The following is a 17,944-nucleotide window of genomic DNA, read 5'->3' on the forward strand; positions in this document are numbered from 1 at the left end:
CCGCGGCACCGGCGACGCCTGCGGCACCGCGACAATGATCACCAGGACGAACCTGCCCGACCTGCCCGACCTGCCCGACCTGCCCGACCTGCCCGACCGGGACGGCGACCGGTGGGGTGCCGGCCCCGCCCGGCGGCCTTCGAGCCGCCGGGCGGAACCGCCGACCGGCGTCGCGGCGACCTAGCTCCGGGGACGAACCGGTGCTCCGCCGCAGACCGGAGCAGACGCACGACCGCACGAGCAGACCGCACCGACAGACCGCACCAGCCGGGACCGGACCGGACCAGGAGGACGAGAACCGACCGTGGCAACACCGCCTCCACCCCGCCGCGGCCGGTCCGGCGCCGCGCCACGGGCGGCCGTGGCCGCCCTCCTCGCCGTTCTCGCCCTCGCCCTGCCGGTCGGCTGCGCCGCCCCCGGCGGCCTGCGCGACCACGGCGAGGCCCAGCCGGTGACGCCGCCCCCGGTGCCGCACCCGCTCTGGCCCGGCCTGGCGACCTTGCCGCCGCCGACCGCGCCCGCGGCCGGCACGGGCCAGGCCTCGGAGCCGCCGCCCCAGCCCGTCCCGGGCGTCACCGTCACCGGGCAGGACATCACGTCCGCCGACGTCCGCGACCTGCTCGCGAAGGACCCCGGGCTGGGCCAGGACGAGCGGAGGGCCCTCGACGCCTGTCCGGCCTGCGAGCTCCGCACCCCCGAGTACCGCGACCTCACCGGTGACGGCCGCCCCGAGCTGATCCTCGCCGTCGGCACGGCGGGCACCGCAGGACCGGTCGTCCTGCACGTCTACACCCTGACCGGCGACGGCCTCGTGCCCGTCCTGCGGGTGCAGGCGCTGGCGAGGTTCAGCGCGGAGACCGTCGGGACGGACCTGCGGCTGCACGAGTCGACCAGCGTGTGGGTCCGGACCACCAGCCGCTACCACTGGGACGGCGTGCGCCTCGTCCTGGTGGAGCAGACGAGCCAGGACCTCGGCCCCGTGCCGACGCCGCCCAGGCAGACCGCCCCGGACAAGCCGGTGCAACCGACGGGTGGGCCGGTCGTCAGACCTCCCGTGACGCCCTCCGGTCCGGGCCCGGCCCCCGCGGCGCCCACGCCGACCGTGCGGCCCACGACGGATCCCGGTGCGGTGGCCCCCTCGCGCCCCGGGGGCGCTCCGCCCGTGTCGACGCCACTCCCGCCCGCCCAGCCCACCCGTCCGTCCACCGTGGCTCCCTCGGAGGCCAAGCCGTGAACCGCGCAGCGCCCACCCACCCGCACATCCTGATCGTCGAGGACGACGAGGTGATCCGGGAGGCGACCAGGATGGCCCTGGAGCGCTACGGCTTCACCGTCTCCACGGCCGCGGACGGGCTGGAGGGGCTGGAGGTGTTCCACGCCGTCCGCCCCGACCTGCTGCTGCTGGACGTGATGCTGCCGCTGCTCGACGGCGTCGGCCTCTGCCGGCGGATCCGCGAGGAGAGCCAGCTGCCGATCCTGATGATGTCGGCGCGCACCGATCCGGTGGACGTGGTGTCCGGCCTGGAGGCGGGGGCGGACGACTACGTGGTCAAGCCGTTCGAGAGCGCCGTGCTGGTGGCGCGGATCCGTACCGTGCTGCGCCGGATCCGGATCGTCCCGGCCGCGGAGGCCCCGGTCGCGGAGGCCCCCGTGCCGGAGGCCCCGGCGGCGCCGACCGCCCCGGCCGGGCCCGGCGCCGCCCCCGCCCTCGCGCCCGCACCCGCACCCGCCGCCCCCGTGCCCGCCGCCGCGCCGTCGCCGAGGGCGGTCGTCCGCAGCTTCGACGGCATGGAGGTGGACACCGACTCCATGGAGGTCCGGGTGAACGGCCGGCTCGTCCCGCTGACCCCGACCGAACTGCGGCTGCTGCTGGAGTTCACCGCCGCGCCCGGCATCGTGCTGGAGCGGTCGAGCCTGCTGGAGCGGGTGTGGGACTACGAGTGGGGCGCCGACACCCGCGTGGTCGACGTCCACGTGCAGCGGCTGCGCGCCAAGATCGGCGGCGGGCGGATCGAGACGGTCCGCGGCTTCGGCTACAAGTTCCGGCGTCCCGAATGACGCTGCGCCGGCAGATCGCGACCGCCGTCGCCGCCATCTCCGTCCTGGTCGCGGTGGCGGTCGGGCTGCTGGTCCACCAGGCGATGGTCCGCCAGCACGTCGACCAGGCCCGCCGTTCGGCGCTCACCGCGCTCGACTCGGCACTCGCGTCCTACAAGCGCGGCGAGCCGGTCGGGGGCGGCACCGCACTGGACGACCCCGCGATGCCGGACCGGCTGCGCGCCCTCGCGGCGTCCGGCCGGCACGGCTCGCTGCTGGCGACCGGCCTGCGGGGCGGCGAGGCGATGTGGGCGGCGGGCGGCGTCCACGACGGCGTGCTCTCCGTCCGGGTCGACTTCGCGCAGGACCGGCGGGCGATCGCCGACCTGGACCGGATCATCCTGATCGCCGTCGTCGCCTCGGTCTTCACGACGGTGCTGGTCGGGGTGCTGGTCGCGGACCGGATCAGCCGGCGGCTGCGGACGGCGGCGACGGCCGCCCGGGGCATCGCCGCCGGGCGCACCGACACCCGGATCGGCGAACTGGTCGACGGCCGGGACGAGGTCGCGGACCTGGCGGCGGCCGTCGACCTGATGTCACGGGCCCTGCACCGCCGGCTGGAGGACGAGCAGCGGTTCACCGCGGACGTCGCCCACGAGCTGCGGACCCCGCTGACCGGGCTGATCACCGCCGCCGAGCTGCTGCCGCCCGGCCGCCCGACCCAGATGGTGCAGAACCGGGTGCAGGCGCTGCGCTCGCTGGTCGAGGACCTGCTGGAGGTGTCCCGGCTGGACGCCGACGCCGAGACGCCGGACCTGTCGGCCGTGCCGCTGGAACGGGCCGTGCGCCGCACCGTCACGCTCACCGGCCTGGACGTGACGGTCGACCTGACGGGCACGGCGGCGGCCGCGTCGGTGCGCACCGACCTGCGCCGCCTGGACCGCATCCTGGGCAACCTGCTGGTCAACGCCGACCGCCACGGCGGCGGCTCCGTCCTGCTGCACGTCGACGGCTCGCGGATCACCGTCCGGGACCACGGGCCGGGCTTCCCGGACGAACTGCTCAGGGACGGGCCCCAGCGCTTCCGCACCAGCGTGCGCGAGCGGGGGAAGGGGCACGGCCTCGGCCTCACCATCGCGCGGGGCCACGCCCGAGTGATCGGCGCGGAGCTGACCTTCGCCAACCATCCCGACGGCGGCGCGGTGGCCACCCTGCTGCTGCCGCCCTCGGCGACCCCCGACCCGGAGGGGTACGGGGACGGGGGCGGCGAGGGGCCCGCCGACGACGGGGCCGCGCGTGGAGCGGCGGAGCCGACGGCGAGCTGATCCCCCCCCCGGGGGGCGGGGCGCCCGCGTTCGGCGCCCGCGGCCCCAGGCGCCCCAGACGCCCCAGGGGTGGCCGGCGGAAGGGTCGGTAGAGTGCGCCGGGTTTCGGTGGACGATCGACGACGGGGTGGACCATGGACGGCACGGCGGTGCGAAGAACCGTGTACGCGGGGGTCGGCGGGGCACTGATCGGCGTGGCCGGCGTGGCGCACACCCTCGGGTGGAGCCTGGTCGCGGACGTCGGGGGCGGGTGCGGGGGGCGCAGGTACGGCCCGTGCCCGGAGGGGATGTCGCTGACCATCGTGCTCGCGTTCCTCTGCACGTTCGCAGGACCGGCGGTGCTCGCACTCGGGTTGAGGGGGTCCGGGGGGAAGGTGCGCGGCGTCGTCGCGGCCGTCCTCTGCGCCACCCTCGCGCTGCCCGTCGGCTGGCAGGGGTTCCGGAGTGTGCTGGGCCCGTCGGCCGTGCGACCGGTCTGGTCGGCGCCGGTCGACCGCCCGGCCGACAGCAGGGCGCGGGCGGTCTGGCAGGACGGCGAGACCGTCGTCCGGGCCCGCGGCGACCGGCTCGACGCCTACCGTGCGCAGGACGGGACGGTCGCCTGGAGTCTGCCCGCGCCGACCAGGCAGTCGCTGTGCGCCGCCTCTCCGGACTCGGTGGACGGCGTGGCCGTGGTGGGCCACGGGCGCTCCGGAGGCCCGTGCGAGCGGCTCTCGGCGGTCGATCTGAGGACGGGGCGGGAGCTGTGGCACAGGGAGGGGGTGCAGCCGCGGGTGCTCGCCCCGGCCGGTCCGCTGCTGGTGGTCCTCGACGGGGAGCGGCTCAGCGCCTTCGCCCTGCGGGACGGCGCCCCGGCCTGGTCGGCCTCGCCGACCGAGGGGTGCCGGATCCGTTCGCTGCGGGCCGTCGCCGCGCGGGTCATGGTCGTCGAGTACTGCCCGGCCCCCGGCGGTGACGCGAGGCTCGGGCGCACCTGGGCACGGGCCTACGACGCGTCCGGCCGGGACCTGTGGCGCACCGACCTCGGGGCGGAGACCGAACCGGCCCGGGCCGAACTGCTGCTGACCGACCTCCCGGTCGTCCGCCTCGCGGAGTCGGACGACCGGGGCGTCGACGCGGTGATCGCCCTCGGTGCGGACGGCGCGCTCCGGGCCACCGTTCCGATCGGCGCGGCCGACCTCGACCTGACCGGTCTCGCGCGGGGCGAGGCCAGGCGGTTCACCCTCGTGCCGGTGGGCCGGTTCACGGTGGTCGGCGATCTGCTGGTCGTCGCCGCCAAGCGGCCGGGCGACTCCGCCGCCCGCGACGTGGTGGCCCACTCGCTGACCGACGGCTCCCGCCGGTGGACCCGTCGGCTTCCCGGCAAGGTGGCCGCCATCGCCGGAACGCCGGACGGCCCGCTGGTGGTGGTCGACCACGGCCTGGAGACCGTCTACCGCCTGGACCCCGCGACCGGGGGCGAGGCCGAGCGGACCGCGGGCCGCAGCACCGACTTCGCCGCCGGCTTCTGGCTCGGTCGCACCGACACCCGCTACGTGGTCGTCCACGAGGACGGCACCCGCCTGTTCGCTCCCGCGATCGGCATTCCCCGCCGCTGAGCCGCCGCGGCCCGTGAGCGCGGCCGCGCCCGGCGCCGGATCCGCCCCGCTCCCGGCCACCGTCGCCGCGGCCCTCGTCATCGTCGGGGACGGGTCCGGTTGCGGGCGTCGTCGCGCCCGCAACCGTCTGGAATCCGGGGGAGTCGACGGCGCACCTCGCCGAGCTGCCCGTCGGGGGGCGGGGCGGGGCAGGCGGCAGTGCGGGCGGAACGGCGCCGCGGCTGCCGCCGGAGCCGTCAGGCGGGGTCGAGTGCCGGGGCGAGGACGGCGAAGGCCTTCTCGGTCAGCGCGGTCGGGTCCGCCGTGCCGTCGCTCTCGCTCCAGCGCTCCAGTACGGCGCTGAAGGCGGTGAGCGCCATGCCGGCGGCGAGGCGCGGGTAGAGGTCGGTGCGGGCGTCGAGCCCCACCCGGCCGGCCAGTTCCTCCGTCAGCTCGTCGCGCCACTGCGCCTGGTGCGCGAGGAAGCGGGCGTTCAGCGGCGGGGTGCGCAGGATCAGCTGCACGACCCGGAGCGGGCGGTCCCCGTGGTCGCCGCAGGCGGCGAGCGGGGCGCGGACCGCCTCGCGCAGCGCGGTCGACGGCCGCTCGTCGGCGGGGCGGGCCGCCAGTCCCTCGCGGATCCCGGTGCCGAGGTCGGCCAGGAACTGCACCACCACGTCCTCCTTGGACGCGAAGTACCGGAAGAACGTCCGCTTGGACACGCCTGCGGTGGCGGCGATCTCGTCCACGGTGACGGCGTCGAACCCCTGGGTCGTCAGCAGCTGGAACGCGGCCTCGGTGAGCTCGTCCACGACGAGTTGCCGTTTGCGCTGGGCCAGGCTGACCGCGGGTGTGGAGCTCATTCGGCGATGGTATGCCATGTCGCCGTCGACACCAAGGGGCATAGTGGCATAGAGGTTCTCCATGGCATCAAGTTTCGCCTTGACACCGAGTGACACGCTCGGCAGCATGTGTCGCATGACAGTGGAACCGGAACGGCGACCAGAGTCAGGGCGGCAGGGGCGGAAGAGGCGGTGGGGGAGCGGCGACATCCCGGACCAGACCGGTCGGGTGTTCGTGGTCACCGGGGCCAACAGCGGTCTCGGGCTGGCGACCACGAGAGCACTGGTCCGGCGGGGCGCGCACGTCGTCCTCGCCGTGCGCGACGAGGAGAAGGGCCGTCGGGCGGCGGCCGACCTCGTCGCCGGACTCCCCACCGGCACCGGCCGGGGCGCCGCGGCCACCGCGGACACGGCCTGGTCCGCCGCCCCCGCCCCCACCGCCGAAGCCCGGGCGCCGCTGGCGGAGCGCCTGGAGGTCCGCCGGCTCGACCTGGCCGACCTGGACTCCGTCCGCGCCTTCGCCGACCGGCTGCGCGCCGACCACCCGAGGCTGGACGCGCTCGTCAACAACGCGGGCGTGATGGCCCCGCCCCGGACGCTCAGCCCGCAGGGCCACGAGCTCCAGTTCGCCGCCAACCACCTCGGCCACTTCGCGCTCACCGGACTCCTGCTCGGCACGCTGGCGGCCGCGCCCGATCCCCGCGTGGTCACCGTCAGCTCGGTCAACCACCGCAAGGGGAGCATCCGCTTCGACGACCTCACCGGCGCGCGCGGCTACTCCCCGATGACGTTCTACGACCGGTCGAAGTTCGCCAACGCCGTCCACGGCCACGAGCTGCACCGGCGGCTGACCGCCGCCGGAAGCCCGGTGCGCAGCCTGCTCGCCCATCCCGGCTACGCCGCGACCGGCCTCCAGACCGGTGCGCCGACGGGCCTGGTCCGCCTGCTCTTCGGCTACGTCCTGCGGCCGCTCGCCCAGACGGCGGAGGACGGCGCGCTGCCGCAGCTGTACGCGGCGACCGCGCCCGGGGTGCAGGGCGGCGCGTTCATCGGACCGGACGGGCGCGGCGAACTGCGCGGCTCGCCGACCGGCGTGCGGATCGCCCCGGAGGCGGCCGATCCGGACACCGGCCGCCGCCTCTGGGACGTGTCGGAGGAGCTGACCGGCGTGCGGTACGGGCTCCCGGCCTGACCGGGGCCCGCCCCGCCACCCATGCCGCCGCCCGCCGCCCGCCGGATGGTCAGCCCGCCGGATGGTCCGTCAGGCGGGACGCGCCACCGCCACCACCGGCTCGTGCCGGACCGGGAAGTTCACCGAACTCGCGATGAAGCAGGCCCGGTGCGCGTCCGCGTGCAGGGCGAGGGCCTTCTCCGTCATCCCCGCGTCGGAGACCTCGACCTGCGGGTGCAGCACCGCCTCGGTGAAGCGGCCGCCCTCCGCGGTCTCGGCCATCGTGCCGGTCGGACGGTCGGTGTACGCGGTGACCACGACGCCGTTCACGGCGCACAGGTGCAGGTACCAGAGCAGGTGGCACTGGGAGATCGAGGCGAGGAGCAGCTGCTCGGGGTTCCACCGGGTCGGGTCGCCCCGGAAGGCGGGGTCGGAGGAGCCGGGGATGGCCGGCCGGCCCTCCGCCGCGACCTCGTGGTCCCGGCGGTACGAGCGGTAGTCGCTGGTGCCGGTGCCCTGGTTGCCGGTCCAGGTGATCTCGGCGGTGTAGGTGTGCAGCCTGGTCATCGGGTGCCTCTCCGCGGGTCGGTGGGGGAGCTCGGACACCAAGTCAACAGCAGCCCCCGGCGGCCTGGTGCCGCCCCCCGCCCGCCCGGTGCCGCTCAGCCCGCCCGGTGCGCGGCCGCGGCCGCCGCGAACGAGGCGGCGAGCTGCGGGGACCCGGCCCAGTGCAGGTGCAGGTACGAGGCGTGGACGTTGCCGGCCGCGAACCCCTCGGTACGCGGGCCGGTCGGCAGCCGCCAGCCCCAGGCGGGCCGTTCACCGGCCCCCGGCTCGCAGACCGTCCGGTGGAACTCGTGCCCGCGCACCCGGGTGCCGACCGGCGCCAGCGGCGACTCGTGCAGCGCCACCGCCTCCCGGTACCCGAGGGTCAGCCGCTCGGTCATCCGGGCCGAGGTGTCCAGCACGCCGCACATCGGCAGGCCGTCCAGCTCCCGCCCGAGGTAGAGCAGTCCGGCGCACTCGGCGGAGACCGGCCCGCCCGAGGCGGCGAACGCGGCGATCGCCGAACGCAGCGGCCCGTTGGCACTGAGCTCGCGGACGTACAGCTCGGGGAAGCCGCCGCCGATCACCAGGCCCGCCGTGCCCTCCGGCAGCCCGTCGGCGTGCAGCGGGTCGAACGGGACCACCTCGGCGCCGGCGGCGGTCAGCAGCTCCGCGTTCTCGGCGTACGAGAAGGAGAACGCCGCGCCGCCGGCCACCGCGATCCGCGGCGCCGCGCCCCCGGCGGCCGGGAAGCCGTCGGCAGCCGGGAGGCCCCCGCCGGCCTCCCGCACCGCCGCGATCTCCGCGGCCGGGTCCCACGGCTCGGCGTCCAGCGGCGGCGCGGTCCGCGCCAGCGCCAGCACCGCGTCCAGGTCCACCGAGGCGGCGACCAGCTCACCCATGTCGGCGACCGCCCGCAGCGCCTCCGCCGAGCGCTCCACCGCCGGGATCAGGCCGAGGTGGCGGGACGGCGTGGCGACCGCCGCCGAGCGCCGGACCGAGCCCAGTACCGGCACGCCGGAGCCCTCCTCCAGCGCCTCGCGCAGCAGCTGCTCGTGCCGGTCCGAGGCGACCCGGTTGAGGATCACCCCGGCCAGCCGGACCTCCGGGTCCCAGGACGCGAAGCCGTGCACCAGCGCGGCCACCGACCGGGACTGCGAGGAGGCGTCCACCACCAGCACCACCGGCGCCCGCAGCAGCTTGGCGACGTGCGCGGTGGACGCCAGCTCGCCGCGCCCGGACGCGCCGTCGTACAGGCCCATCACGCCCTCGACCACCGCCACGTCCGCCCCGGCCGCGCCGTGCAGGAAGAGCGGTGCGATCCGCTCCGGCCCGCACATGAACGCGTCCAGGTTGCGGCCCGGCCGGCCGGCGGCCAGCCCGTGGTAGCCCGGGTCGATGTAGTCCGGGCCGACCTTGTGCGGCGAGACGGCCAGCCCGCGCGCGGCGAGCGCCGCGATCAGGCCGGTGGCGACGGTGGTCTTGCCGGCGCCGGAGGACGGCGCCGCGACGACGAGACGGGGGATGTTCACGTTCAGGGGTTCCGGTCTACCACTCGATACCGCGCTGGCCCTTGCGGCCGGCGTCCATGGGGTGCTTGACCTTGGTCATCTCGGTGACCAGGTCGGCGAACTCGGTGAGCGCCTCGGGCGCGTACCGGCCGGTGACGACGACGTGCTGGCTGCCCGGACGGTCCTTCAGGACGGCCACCACCTCCTCCGGGTCGACCCAGCCCCAGTGCATCGGGTAGGTGAACTCGTCCAGCACGTAGAAGCGGTAGGTCTCGGCGGCGAGGTCGCGCTTGACCTGCTCCCAGCCCTCCTTGGCCGCCGCCTCGCTGTCCATCTCCATCTCGGACGAGCGCTGGATCCAGGACCAGCCGGAGCCCATCTTGTGCCAGTCGACCGTGCCGCCCTCGCCGGAGGCGCCGAGCACGCGCAGCGCGTTCTCCTCGCCGACCTTCCACTTGGCGGACTTCACGAACTGGAACACCCCGACCGGCCAGCCCTGGTTCCAGGCCCGCAGGGCCATGCCGAAGGCGGCGGTGGACTTGCCCTTGCCGGGGCCGGTGTGCACGGCCGTGATCGGCATCGTGCGTCGCTGGCGGGTCGTCAGACCGTCGTCGGGGACACTCTCGGGAACACCCTTGGGCATGTCGGCTCAGGCCGCCTTTCGCGTCGTGGTGGTGGGGCGTCCGCCTGTGGGGCGTCCGCCGGTGGGACGTCCGCCGGTGGGGCGGTCGGCGGTGCCGGGGATGCGTCGTTCGGAGCCGGCGGCCGGGCGCCCGCCGGCCGGCCGGCTGTCGCGGACGAGCGAGGCCACGCCCTCGGGCCGCAGCTCGTCCAGGGTCACGGCGGTGGCGCGGAGCCGGGTGGCCAGCGTGCGGGCCAGCCCGAGCCGGACCGGGCCGGACTCGCAGTCCAGCACCACGCTCGCCACGCCCTGCCCGGCCAGCAGCCCGGCCGCCCGGTGCGACTGCGCGACGGCGTCGCGGGCGCCGGTGGCCCGGCCGTCGGTCACCACGACCAGCAGCGGGCGGCGGTCCGGGTCGCGCATCCGCTCGACCCGCAGCACCTCGTGGGCGCGCAGCAGTCCGGCGGCCAGCGGGGTCCGGCCGCCGGTGGGCAGCGACTCCAGCCGGGCCGCGCCGACCTCGACCGAGGAGGTGGGCGGCAGTGCCAGGTCGGCGGCGCCGCCCCGGAAGGTGATCATGCCGATCTTGTCCCGGCGCTGGTAGGCGTCCATCAGCAGGGACAGCACCGCGCCCTTGACGGCGGTCATCCGCTGCCGGGCCGCCATCGAACCGGAGGCGTCCACCACGAACAGCACCAGGTTGGACTCCCGCCCCTGGCGCACCTGCTCGCGGAAGTCGTCCTTGTGCAGCACCAGCGCGCGGGACGCCCGCCCGCGGGCCACCTGGTGCGGCGCGGCGGCCCGCAGGGTGGCGCTCAGGTGCAGCCGGGCGAGCCGGCCCTGCGGGCGGCGGGCCCGGATGGTGTGGCCGCTGTCGGTCTCGGCGGGGGAGCGGCGGCCCTGCGCGCCGCGCCCGGTGCCGTCGACCGCGAACAGCCTGGTCCGGTACGGGTCGCCGGCCGCCACCGGCGCCGACTCCCGGGCGGGGGAGGGGTGCTGGGCCGGGACGGGCTGCGGGCCGGCGGGCTCCTCCTCGGGGGCGGTGCCCTCGGCCCCGGCGGGCGGGCCGTCCGGACCGGCCGGCTCGGGGGCTCCGCCACCGCCGCCGTCGGGGCCGTCGCCCTCGGGGCCGTCCGGGCCGTCGGGGCCGCCGTCCGGGTCCTCGTCCGGCTCCTCGGCCCGGCCCTCCGCCGCGGCCTCCTCCTGCTCTGCCTGCTCCTGGCGGGCCTGCTCCTCCAGGGCCTCTTCCTCCTCCTGGCGGGCCTGCTCCTCCAGCGTGCGGTCCAGCAGGTCCTCGTCCAGCCCGGGCGCGTCGAAGGGGTTGCGCCGGCGGCGGTGCGGCAGGGCCAGCTGCGCGGCCTTGCGGACGTCCTCCTCCAGCACCCCGGTGCGGCCCGCCCACGCGGCCAGCGCGACGGCGGTGCGCGCCATCACGATGTCCGCGCGCAGCCCGTCCACCTCGAAGGCGGCGCAGACGGCGGTGATCCGGCGCAGCGCCGCGTCGTCCAGCTCCACCTTCGGCAGCAGCTCCCGGGCGGCGGTGATCCGCTGCGCCAGCGCCCGCTCGTCCGCGGCGAACCGGTCGGCGAAGCCCGCCGGGTCGGCGTCGTAGGCGAGCCGGCGGCGGACCACCTCGGCCCGCTCCACCGGCTCCCGGGTGGCGGCGATCTCGACGGTCAGGCCGAACCGGTCGAGCAGCTGCGGGCGCAGCTCGCCCTCCTCCGGGTTCATCGTGCCGACCAGCAGGAACCGCGCCGCGTGCCGCACCGAGACGCCCTCGCGCTCCACGTACGAGCGGCCCATCGCGGCGGCGTCCAGCAGCAGGTCCACCACGTGGTCCTGGAGCAGGTTCACCTCGTCGATGTAGAGCACGCCGCGGTGCGCCTGTGCCAGCAGCCCGGGCTCGTACGCCTTGACGCCCTCGGCGAGCGCCCGCTCCAGGTCCAGCGAGCCGACGATCCGGTCCTCGGAGACGCCGACCGGCAGCTCGACCAGCCGGGCCGGGCGCTCGGACGCCCCGGCGCCGGCGTGCGCGCCGTCCGGGCACTGCGGGTCGGGCGCGGCCGGGTCGCAGGCGAAGCGGCAGCCGTCGACGGCGGCGATGGACGGCAGCAGGCCGGCCAGCGCGCGCACCATGGTCGACTTGGCGGTGCCCTTCTCGCCGCGCACGAGCACCCCGCCGACCGCCGGGGAGACCGCGTTGAGCAGCAGCCCGAGCCGCAGGTCGGCCATGCCGACGATCGCGGTGAACGGGTATCGGGCGTCACTCATGGTTCTCACTCACGATTCTCCCTTGGGGGCCTGTCCGGTCGGTCTTGGCGGATCAGCGCGCGGCGTCGGGCGCCCGGCTGGGCGTGCGGCCGGATCGTCCTCGTACTGGACGTACTTGGGTGATCCGGGCGTGCGTCCAGGCGGGATGCCCGGCGTCGCGCGCCCGTCAAGATCGGCCGGACAGGCCCCAGGGGCCCCGGGCGGCAGGAACGGCAGCGATCCGGCCGCCGGCACCCCGCCCTCGATCAGCTTCCACAGCGCGTCGGTGTCCGCGTGCTCCTCGATCAGCTCTCCCAGCCGGTCCAGCCGGGCCTCGCGCGCCTCGGCGAACGACACGTCCGGCGCGGGGACGAACGCCCGGCCCGCCAGCGCGGCGACGTCGCGCAGCAGTGCGCGCCGGAAGCCGTCGTTCTCCAGCGCCCCGTGCCAGGTCGTCCCCCAGACCGCGCCCACCCGGCAGCCGTCCAGGAAGGGCGTGCCGCCCTCCACGGCGACCACGCCGTGGTGGATCTCGTAGCCCTCGACCCGCTGCCCGTAGGCCTCGCCGACGGGGCGGCCGAGCACCTTCTCCACGCCGAACCGCACGTGCGTCGGCAGCAGGCCGAGCCCGTCCACGGCCCCGGCCTTCGACTCGACCTCGTCGACGATCGTCCGCGCCAGCATCTGGTAGCCGCCGCAGACCCCGAGGACCGGCAGTCCGGCCGCCGCCCGGGCCTTCAGCGCCTGCTCCAGGCCGCGCTCGCGCAGCCAGGCCAGGTCGGAGACGGTGGCCCGGGTGCCGGGCAGGACGACGAGGTCGGCGTCGGCGAGCTCCTCCGGCCGGGTGGCCCAGCGGACCAGCACCCCGGGCTCCTGGGCCAGCGCGTCGAGGTCGGTGAAGTTGGACAGCCGGGGGAAGCGCAGCACGGCCACCCGCAGCACGTCCGCGCCGAGCGGCCCGCGCCCGGCGGTGCGGTCGACCACGGTGGAGAGGTCCAGCGAGTCCTCGGCGTCCAGCCAGAGGTCCGGCAGCATCGGCAGGGTGCCGAGCACCGGGCGGCCGGTCAGCTCGCGCAGCATCTCCAGGCCGGGCGCCAGCAGCCGCGCGTCGCCGCGGAACTTGTTGACGAACCAGCCGGCCACGTGCCGCTGGTCCTCGGCGGAGAGCAGCGCCAGCGTCCCGTACATCGCGGCGAACACGCCGCCCCGGTCGATGTCCCCGACCACGACGACCGGCAGCGCGGCGGCGGTGGCCAGGCCCATGTTGGCGATGTCGCGGTCCCGCAGGTTGATCTCGGCGGGCGAGCCGGCGCCCTCGCAGACCACCACGTCGTACCGGCGGCGCAGGTCCGCCAGGCACTCCAGGGCCCGCTCCAGCAGCAGCGGCTTGCGCTCGCGGTAGTCCAGTGCGCCGACCTCGGCGACCGGCCTGCCGAGCAGCACCACCTGGCTGCGGCCGTCCGCCCCGGGCTTGAGCAGCACCGGGTTCATCGCCGCCTCGGGCTCCACCCGGGCCGCCTGCGCCTGCATCGCCTGCGCGCGGCCGATCTCGGCGCCGTCGGCGGTGACGAAGGAGTTCAACGACATGTTCTGCGCCTTGAACGGCGCGACGTGGACGCCCTGTCGGGCCAGCCAGCGGCAGATGCCCGCGGTGACCACGCTCTTCCCGGCGTCCGAGGTCGTCCCGGCGACCAGCAGTGCGTTGCTCATGCCCTTCCCCTCCTCCTGCCCAGGGCCGCGCGGAGCAGCAGGTGCCCGGCGACCGTCGTGCCCAGCGCCAGTGCGCCCACCCGCCGGGAGAGCACGCAGGCCCGCTCGATGTCGTCCACGCCGACCGGCCGCAGCCCCTCGCCGAGCACCGGGCGGTGCTCGGTGCGCTCGCCGTACTGCAGCGTCCCGCCCAGCCGGACGCCGACCGCGCCGGCGAAGGCCGACTCGGCCTGGCCCGCGTTCGGGCTGGGGTGCGCGGAGCCGTCGCGCCGCCAGACCCGCCAGGCGGTGCGCGGCTCGGGCGCGGCGGCCACCGTCAGCAGCGCGGTCAGCCGGGCGCCCGGCCAGCCCGCCACGTCGTCCAGCCGTGCCGAGGCCCAGCCGAACCGGGCGTACCGGGGCGAGCGGTGGCCGACCATCGCGTCCAGGGTGTTGACGGCGCGGAAGGCCAGCAGTCCGGGGGTGCCCGCCAGGCCGCCCCAGACCAGCGCGTTGACCACGGCGTCGGCGGTGTTCTCGGCGACCGACTCGACCACCGCGCGGGCCAGCTGGTGCTCGTCCAGCGCGCTCGGGTCGCGCCCGCACAGGTGCGGCAGCCGCTCCCGGGCGGCCGCGAGGTCGCCCGCGGCGAGCGAGCGGCCGACGGTCCGGGCCTCCCGGGTGAGCGAGGTGCCGCCGAGGACCGTCCAGGTCGCGGCGGCGGCCAGCGCGGCCCGGCCGAGCGGCCCGCGGCCGAGCAGCCGGTCGGCGGCCAGCGCGCCCGCGGCGACGGTGCCCACGCAGAGCGCGGTGTACGCGGTGCCGGCGGCGCGGTCGTCGCGCCAGATCCGCCGCTCCAGCCGGCCGGCGGCGGAGCCGAAGACGGCGACCGGGTGGCCGCGGCGCGGGTCGCCGAACCGGGAGTCGGCGAGGTACCCGGTGACGGCGCCCGCGGCGAACGCGGCGGCGCGGGTCAGCGGACGCACGGTCGGGGGCGCTGGCGGGTGGTCGAGGCCGGGGCAGCCTGCATCGCGTGCGTGTCCTCACTCAGGGTCCGCGCCCTGGATCGACGTACCGGGGGCGAGAGTCTCCTGGCTTCCGGGTCGAACGCACCTCCGGGCCTTCCAGCGGCTTCTGACGGCTCGCAGTGACCTCTTCCGGACGTGCTCCCCGGTGACAGTGGCGGGACCGCGCCGGACTCGCACCGGCTTCCTCTGCTTGCCTCCGTATTGGCTGAAGGATCCCATCACGCCCCGGAAGCGGGAGTCAACCGAGGTCACGGAGCGTTTGGTCACACCGCCGGGCCCCGCTCCGGCGCCCGCTCCCGGCGGCTCCGGAGCGTCCCGGCCCGGTGTGACCTTGCTCCCGAAGTGACCCGGACGGCCGTGTCCTACTGGCCACCGGCCGCCGCCGCTAGTGGACTGGGGCCAGAACACCGGCCGGCACCGGGACTTAACTGCGGGACTTAACTGCGGGGAGCGAGTATGCGTTGGGGAATCGCGGCCACCGTGGCCGCAGCCGCCGTCGGTACCGGGGCGGCCGTGCTGGTGATCGGCCGCCGGGCGTCCGAGCGGCTGGTGCACCCGGCCGCCGCCGTCCGGGCGCGGTCCGGCCCGGTGCAGGTGCTGGCCCTCGGCGCCGGGCGGGTCACCTTCACCCCGGGCCCGGCGGCCGGGCGGCCGGGCCGGTGGGCCGTCGAGTGGGGCGAGGACGGGCACGCGGTGGTCGGCGAGGTCCTGCACCGCGACGGGAAGGGCGTCACCCGCCGGCTGCTCCGCGCCGACCGGGGCACCCTGGCGGCCGGCACCGAGGTCCGCTTCACCCCCCGGGTCCACACCGGCGACCCGACGACCGCGCTCGGCCTGCCGTTCACCGCGACCGCCGTCGAGGGCGAGCTGGGCGCGCTGCCCGCCTGGCGGCTGGACGGCAAGCGGGGGACGTGGGTGATCCTGGTGCACGGCCCCGGCGCCGACCGGCAGCAGGGCCTCGCGGTGCTCCCGCTGCTGCAGCGACTGGGCCTCCCGGTGCTCGTGGTCGACTACCGCGGAGACGAGGGCGCGCCGGCTTCCCCGGACGGCCTGGGCCACTTCGGCGAGACCGAGTGGCGGGACGTCGAGGCGGCGGTCCGGCGGGCCCTGGACAGCGGGGCGGGCCAGGTGATCCTGTACGGCTGGTCGCTCGGCGCCACGACGGTGCTGCAGACCGCCGCCCGTTCCGGCTGGGCGTCCTCGATCAGCAGCCTGGTCCTGGACTCGCCGGTGCTGGACTGGCCGGCCGGCGCGCGGCGCAGCGCGGCCCGGGCCGGCTACCGGGGTGCGGCCGCCGAACTGGGCGCGCTCGCCGCCGAGGGGCGGACCGGAGTGGATCTGGCCGACTTCGCGCGCCTCGCGGAGGGCACCGACCTGCGCGTCCCCACCCTGGTGCTGCACGGCCCGGACGACCCGGTGGCGCCGTTCCGCGCCGCCGAGCGGCTCGCCGGGCTCCGCCCGGACGTGGTCAGCCTCCAGGCCTTCCCCGGTGGTGACCACGCCGCTCTCTGGAACACCGACCCGGACCGCTACGAGGAGACGCTCCGCCGCTGGCTCACCCCTTTCCTCTGAGCCCGCCCCGTCCGGGCCGCGGCGTCCCGCCGGTCGCCGCGGCAGGCTCCCTTCCCGCTTCCGCCCCGCTTCCCCTCGCTCCCCTCCCCGGCGCTCACCTGGCATGGACCCGCCACTAAGATCAAGCCAGTCGGTTTGGCCTCTGTTGCCCGATCTTGTGGAGGCCCCGCGCCCGCCGCCCGGCCCGCGCGTGCAACCGGATGTGACAGATGGCCGGTACAAGGGGAAGACTGCTCGACGTGACGTCTCGGAACCCGCGCGACCGTGATGCCCCGCTCCCGCCGACGATCGGTACCGGTGCGACGGTGACCCGTCTCCCGGGAACCGCCCACCGCCCCGCCGGCGCCAGGCCGGGCACAACCCCCGGCGTACCCCGCCGACGAGGCCCCGCCCCCGCACCCGGCCGCGGCCGGGTCCCCGTGCCGGAGGGCTTCCCCGCTCCCGCCGAACTCGCCCCGCTGGCCCGCCGCATGCTGGTCGACGCCGTCCGGATCGCCCGCTGGGCCGGCGACCTCGACGAGGTCGACAAGCGCGGCGAGCTGCTGCCCGACGACGCCCGCGCCGCCGGCCTCGCCCTCGCCATGACGGTGGGCGCCGCCGCCAAGGCGTGGGGCCAGGCCCTGCTGGTCGGCCTGGTCGAGGCCCGGGACGGCGGCTCCGTGCCGGGCTGGCGCCTGCACGCCTGGGAGCACGACGACGAGGCCGTGGTCCGCGGCTGGTCGGCGCTGTTCGACGCCTGGACCCTGCTCGCCCCGGTGCCGCCCGCCGCCCTGCGCGGCGTCTTCGCGCTGCTCGCCGGGCAGGCCGTCGACCAGGCCCCGCAACTGCTCTCCTTCCTGCACCTGGTGGACGGCCCGGTCGCCGACGTGGAGCTGCTGGAGCTGCTCCGCCGGGGCCTGGACGAGCGCCGGGTCGGCGGCGGCGAGGCCACCTTCGGCCTCTCGCCCGTCCCGCACGCGGCCTCGGCGATCTCGGCGGTCCGCGGCACCTGCCGCGAGCCCCAGATCGACACCCCGGCCTCGCCCGCCGACGTGGCCGCCGTCCTCGACTGGATGCTGGACGGCCTGGCCGCCGTCGGCGCGCTGGTCCGCCGGGACAACGCCGCCGAACTGTCGCCGCTCGGGCACTGGGCGGTGCGGGCCAAGCTGGAGGAGATCTGCACCGTCGCGCAGACCGCCGCCGGCCACATCGAGCAGAGCGCGACGGAGCTGCTGAGCGCCTGCGCCGACTACTCGCCGGGCCCGGCCCGCGCCGAGTACCGGGCCTGGGTGGCCGCCCGCCCGGCCGACCGGGCGGTGGCCGAACTCCTGGAGGCCGCGCAGGGCGAGGACGCGCTGCTGCGCGGCCTGGCCTTCGAGGCGCTGCGGGTGGCCGGCTCCACCGCCGAGCAGGCCGTCCGGGCCGCCGTCGACGAGCCGGTGCTGCGCCCCTACGCGCTGCTCTGGCTGGCCGAGCGCTCGGACGAGGGGGTCTCCCCGGCCGACGTGCTGGGCGCGGAGGACGCCGCCTGGCTCTGGGTGGACACCGCCGCCGCCGTCCTGGACCACGGGGAGACGGAGCTGCTGGTCGGCCACGTCGAGGGGGCCTCGGCCGGCGACCCGGTGCGGCTGTTCGCCCGCGCCCGGCAGTCCGGCCACCCCCGGGCGGCCTCGGTGCTGACCGCCGTCTCCGGGGTCCACCCGGACCCGGGCGTGGCCCGGGCGGCCCGCCGCTCGGCGTTCAGCGTCCACCGCGGCGGCGCCTGAGCACCCGCCCCACCCCGCCCCTCCGGGGG

General features: G+C 76.9%; 15 protein-coding genes and 1 riboswitch. Of the genes, 8 read left to right on the forward strand and 7 right to left on the reverse strand.

The window, feature by feature from the left end:
• Positions 1–34 precede the first annotated feature (34 nt).
• The 5 genes from OG550_RS27220 (at position 35) to OG550_RS27240 (ending at position 4,960) form a co-directional block, all read left to right on the forward strand.
• Positions 35–184, forward strand: a complete 150-nt coding sequence (locus OG550_RS27220) for a hypothetical protein (RefSeq protein WP_327681861.1) — start codon at positions 35–37, stop codon at positions 182–184.
• A 120-nt stretch (positions 185–304) separates the two neighbouring features.
• Complete coding sequence (locus OG550_RS27225; protein ID WP_327681863.1) at positions 305–1,234, forward strand: hypothetical protein; 930 nt, start codon at positions 305–307, stop codon at positions 1,232–1,234.
• Between the two features lie 71 nt (positions 1,235–1,305).
• Positions 1,306–2,058 (forward strand): response regulator, encoded by a 753-nt coding sequence (locus OG550_RS27230; RefSeq protein WP_442906181.1) that lies wholly within the window; start codon positions 1,306–1,308, stop codon positions 2,056–2,058.
• The gene (locus tag OG550_RS27235; RefSeq protein WP_327681867.1) at positions 2,055–3,362 is read left to right on the forward strand and encodes a sensor histidine kinase; all 1,308 of its coding nucleotides are present in this window, start codon (positions 2,055–2,057) and stop codon (positions 3,360–3,362) included. Before OG550_RS27230 ends, OG550_RS27235 begins: the two co-directional genes overlap by 4 nt.
• Before the next feature lie 134 nt (positions 3,363–3,496).
• The gene (locus tag OG550_RS27240; RefSeq protein WP_327681868.1) at positions 3,497–4,960 is read left to right on the forward strand and encodes an outer membrane protein assembly factor BamB family protein; all 1,464 of its coding nucleotides are present in this window, start codon (positions 3,497–3,499) and stop codon (positions 4,958–4,960) included.
• A gap of 236 nt (positions 4,961–5,196) precedes the next feature.
• Here the strand turns inward: OG550_RS27240 and OG550_RS27245 are convergent, their stop codons facing one another.
• On the reverse strand, positions 5,197–5,802 hold the full coding sequence (locus tag OG550_RS27245) for an acyl-CoA-like ligand-binding transcription factor (protein ID WP_327681870.1): 606 nt from the start codon (positions 5,800–5,802) through the stop codon (positions 5,197–5,199).
• 115 nt (positions 5,803–5,917) lie between these two features.
• Between OG550_RS27245 and OG550_RS27250 the strand changes: the two genes are divergently transcribed.
• The gene (locus tag OG550_RS27250; protein ID WP_327681872.1) at positions 5,918–6,973 is read left to right on the forward strand and encodes an SDR family NAD(P)-dependent oxidoreductase; all 1,056 of its coding nucleotides are present in this window, start codon (positions 5,918–5,920) and stop codon (positions 6,971–6,973) included.
• 69 nt (positions 6,974–7,042) lie between these two features.
• Here the strand turns inward: OG550_RS27250 and OG550_RS27255 are convergent, their stop codons facing one another.
• The 6 genes from OG550_RS27255 to OG550_RS27280 all read right to left on the reverse strand — a co-directional run bounded on the left by OG550_RS27255 (position 7,043) and on the right by OG550_RS27280 (position 14,556).
• Positions 7,043–7,519, reverse strand: coding sequence for an OsmC family protein (locus OG550_RS27255; protein WP_327681874.1), 477 nt, complete (start codon positions 7,517–7,519; stop codon positions 7,043–7,045).
• A 95-nt stretch (positions 7,520–7,614) separates the two neighbouring features.
• Entirely contained in the window at positions 7,615–9,030 is a 1,416-nt protein-coding gene (locus OG550_RS27260) for a cobyrinate a,c-diamide synthase (protein ID WP_327681876.1), read from the reverse strand.
• Between the two features lie 16 nt (positions 9,031–9,046).
• The gene (gene cobO, locus OG550_RS27265; RefSeq protein ID WP_327681878.1) at positions 9,047–9,652 is read right to left on the reverse strand and encodes a cob(I)yrinic acid a,c-diamide adenosyltransferase; all 606 of its coding nucleotides are present in this window, start codon (positions 9,650–9,652) and stop codon (positions 9,047–9,049) included.
• Positions 9,653–9,658: 6 nt separating this feature from the next.
• Positions 9,659–11,902, reverse strand: coding sequence for a putative cobaltochelatase (locus OG550_RS27270; RefSeq protein ID WP_327681880.1), 2,244 nt, complete (start codon positions 11,900–11,902; stop codon positions 9,659–9,661).
• A 9-nt stretch (positions 11,903–11,911) separates the two neighbouring features.
• Positions 11,912–13,591, reverse strand: a complete 1,680-nt coding sequence (locus OG550_RS27275; RefSeq protein WP_327681881.1) for a cobyric acid synthase — start codon at positions 13,589–13,591, stop codon at positions 11,912–11,914.
• Positions 13,588–14,556 carry a cobalamin biosynthesis protein gene (locus OG550_RS27280; protein WP_327681883.1) on the reverse strand — a complete coding sequence of 323 codons (969 nt, stop codon included), beginning with the start codon at positions 14,554–14,556 and terminating at the stop codon, positions 13,588–13,590. The genes OG550_RS27275 and OG550_RS27280 overlap by 4 nt, the downstream gene beginning before the upstream one ends.
• Before the next feature lie 78 nt (positions 14,557–14,634).
• A riboswitch (cobalamin riboswitch) is annotated at positions 14,635–14,837 on the reverse strand.
• A 217-nt stretch (positions 14,838–15,054) separates the two neighbouring features.
• On the opposite strand from OG550_RS27280, the gene OG550_RS27285 reads away from it, so the two are divergent.
• Together OG550_RS27285 and OG550_RS27290 are read left to right on the forward strand one after the other, a co-directional pair.
• On the forward strand, positions 15,055–16,170 hold the full coding sequence (locus OG550_RS27285; protein ID WP_327681885.1) for an alpha/beta hydrolase family protein: 1,116 nt from the start codon (positions 15,055–15,057) through the stop codon (positions 16,168–16,170).
• 209 nt (positions 16,171–16,379) lie between these two features.
• Positions 16,380–17,915 carry a hypothetical protein gene (locus OG550_RS27290; RefSeq protein ID WP_442906080.1) on the forward strand — a complete coding sequence of 512 codons (1,536 nt, stop codon included), beginning with the start codon at positions 16,380–16,382 and terminating at the stop codon, positions 17,913–17,915.
• Positions 17,916–17,944 lie beyond the last annotated feature (29 nt).

It is taken from the genome of Kitasatospora sp. NBC_00458 (assembly GCF_036013975.1).
Classification (GTDB): domain Bacteria; phylum Actinomycetota; class Actinomycetes; order Streptomycetales; family Streptomycetaceae; genus Kitasatospora.

Coding starts and splice junctions, on each gene's coding strand:
- OG550_RS27220 (WP_327681861.1), top strand. CDS start 35: ATGATCACCAGGACGAACCTGCCCGACCTGCCCGACCTGCCCGACCTG.
- OG550_RS27230 (WP_442906181.1), top strand. CDS start 1,306: ATGGCCCTGGAGCGCTACGGCTTCACCGTCTCCACGGCCGCGGACGGG.
- OG550_RS27235 (WP_327681867.1), top strand. CDS start 2,055: ATGACGCTGCGCCGGCAGATCGCGACCGCCGTCGCCGCCATCTCCGTC.
- OG550_RS27240 (WP_327681868.1), top strand. CDS start 3,497: ATGGACGGCACGGCGGTGCGAAGAACCGTGTACGCGGGGGTCGGCGGG.
- OG550_RS27245 (WP_327681870.1), bottom strand. CDS start 5,802: ATGAGCTCCACACCCGCGGTCAGCCTGGCCCAGCGCAAACGGCAACTC.
- OG550_RS27250 (WP_327681872.1), top strand. CDS start 5,918: ATGACAGTGGAACCGGAACGGCGACCAGAGTCAGGGCGGCAGGGGCGG.
- OG550_RS27255 (WP_327681874.1), bottom strand. CDS start 7,519: ATGACCAGGCTGCACACCTACACCGCCGAGATCACCTGGACCGGCAAC.
- cobO (WP_327681878.1), bottom strand. CDS start 9,652: ATGCCCAAGGGTGTTCCCGAGAGTGTCCCCGACGACGGTCTGACGACC.
- OG550_RS27270 (WP_327681880.1), bottom strand. CDS start 11,902: ATGAGTGACGCCCGATACCCGTTCACCGCGATCGTCGGCATGGCCGAC.
- OG550_RS27275 (WP_327681881.1), bottom strand. CDS start 13,591: ATGAGCAACGCACTGCTGGTCGCCGGGACGACCTCGGACGCCGGGAAG.
- OG550_RS27285 (WP_327681885.1), top strand. CDS start 15,055: ATGCGTTGGGGAATCGCGGCCACCGTGGCCGCAGCCGCCGTCGGTACC.
- OG550_RS27290 (WP_442906080.1), top strand. CDS start 16,380: ATGGCCGGTACAAGGGGAAGACTGCTCGACGTGACGTCTCGGAACCCG.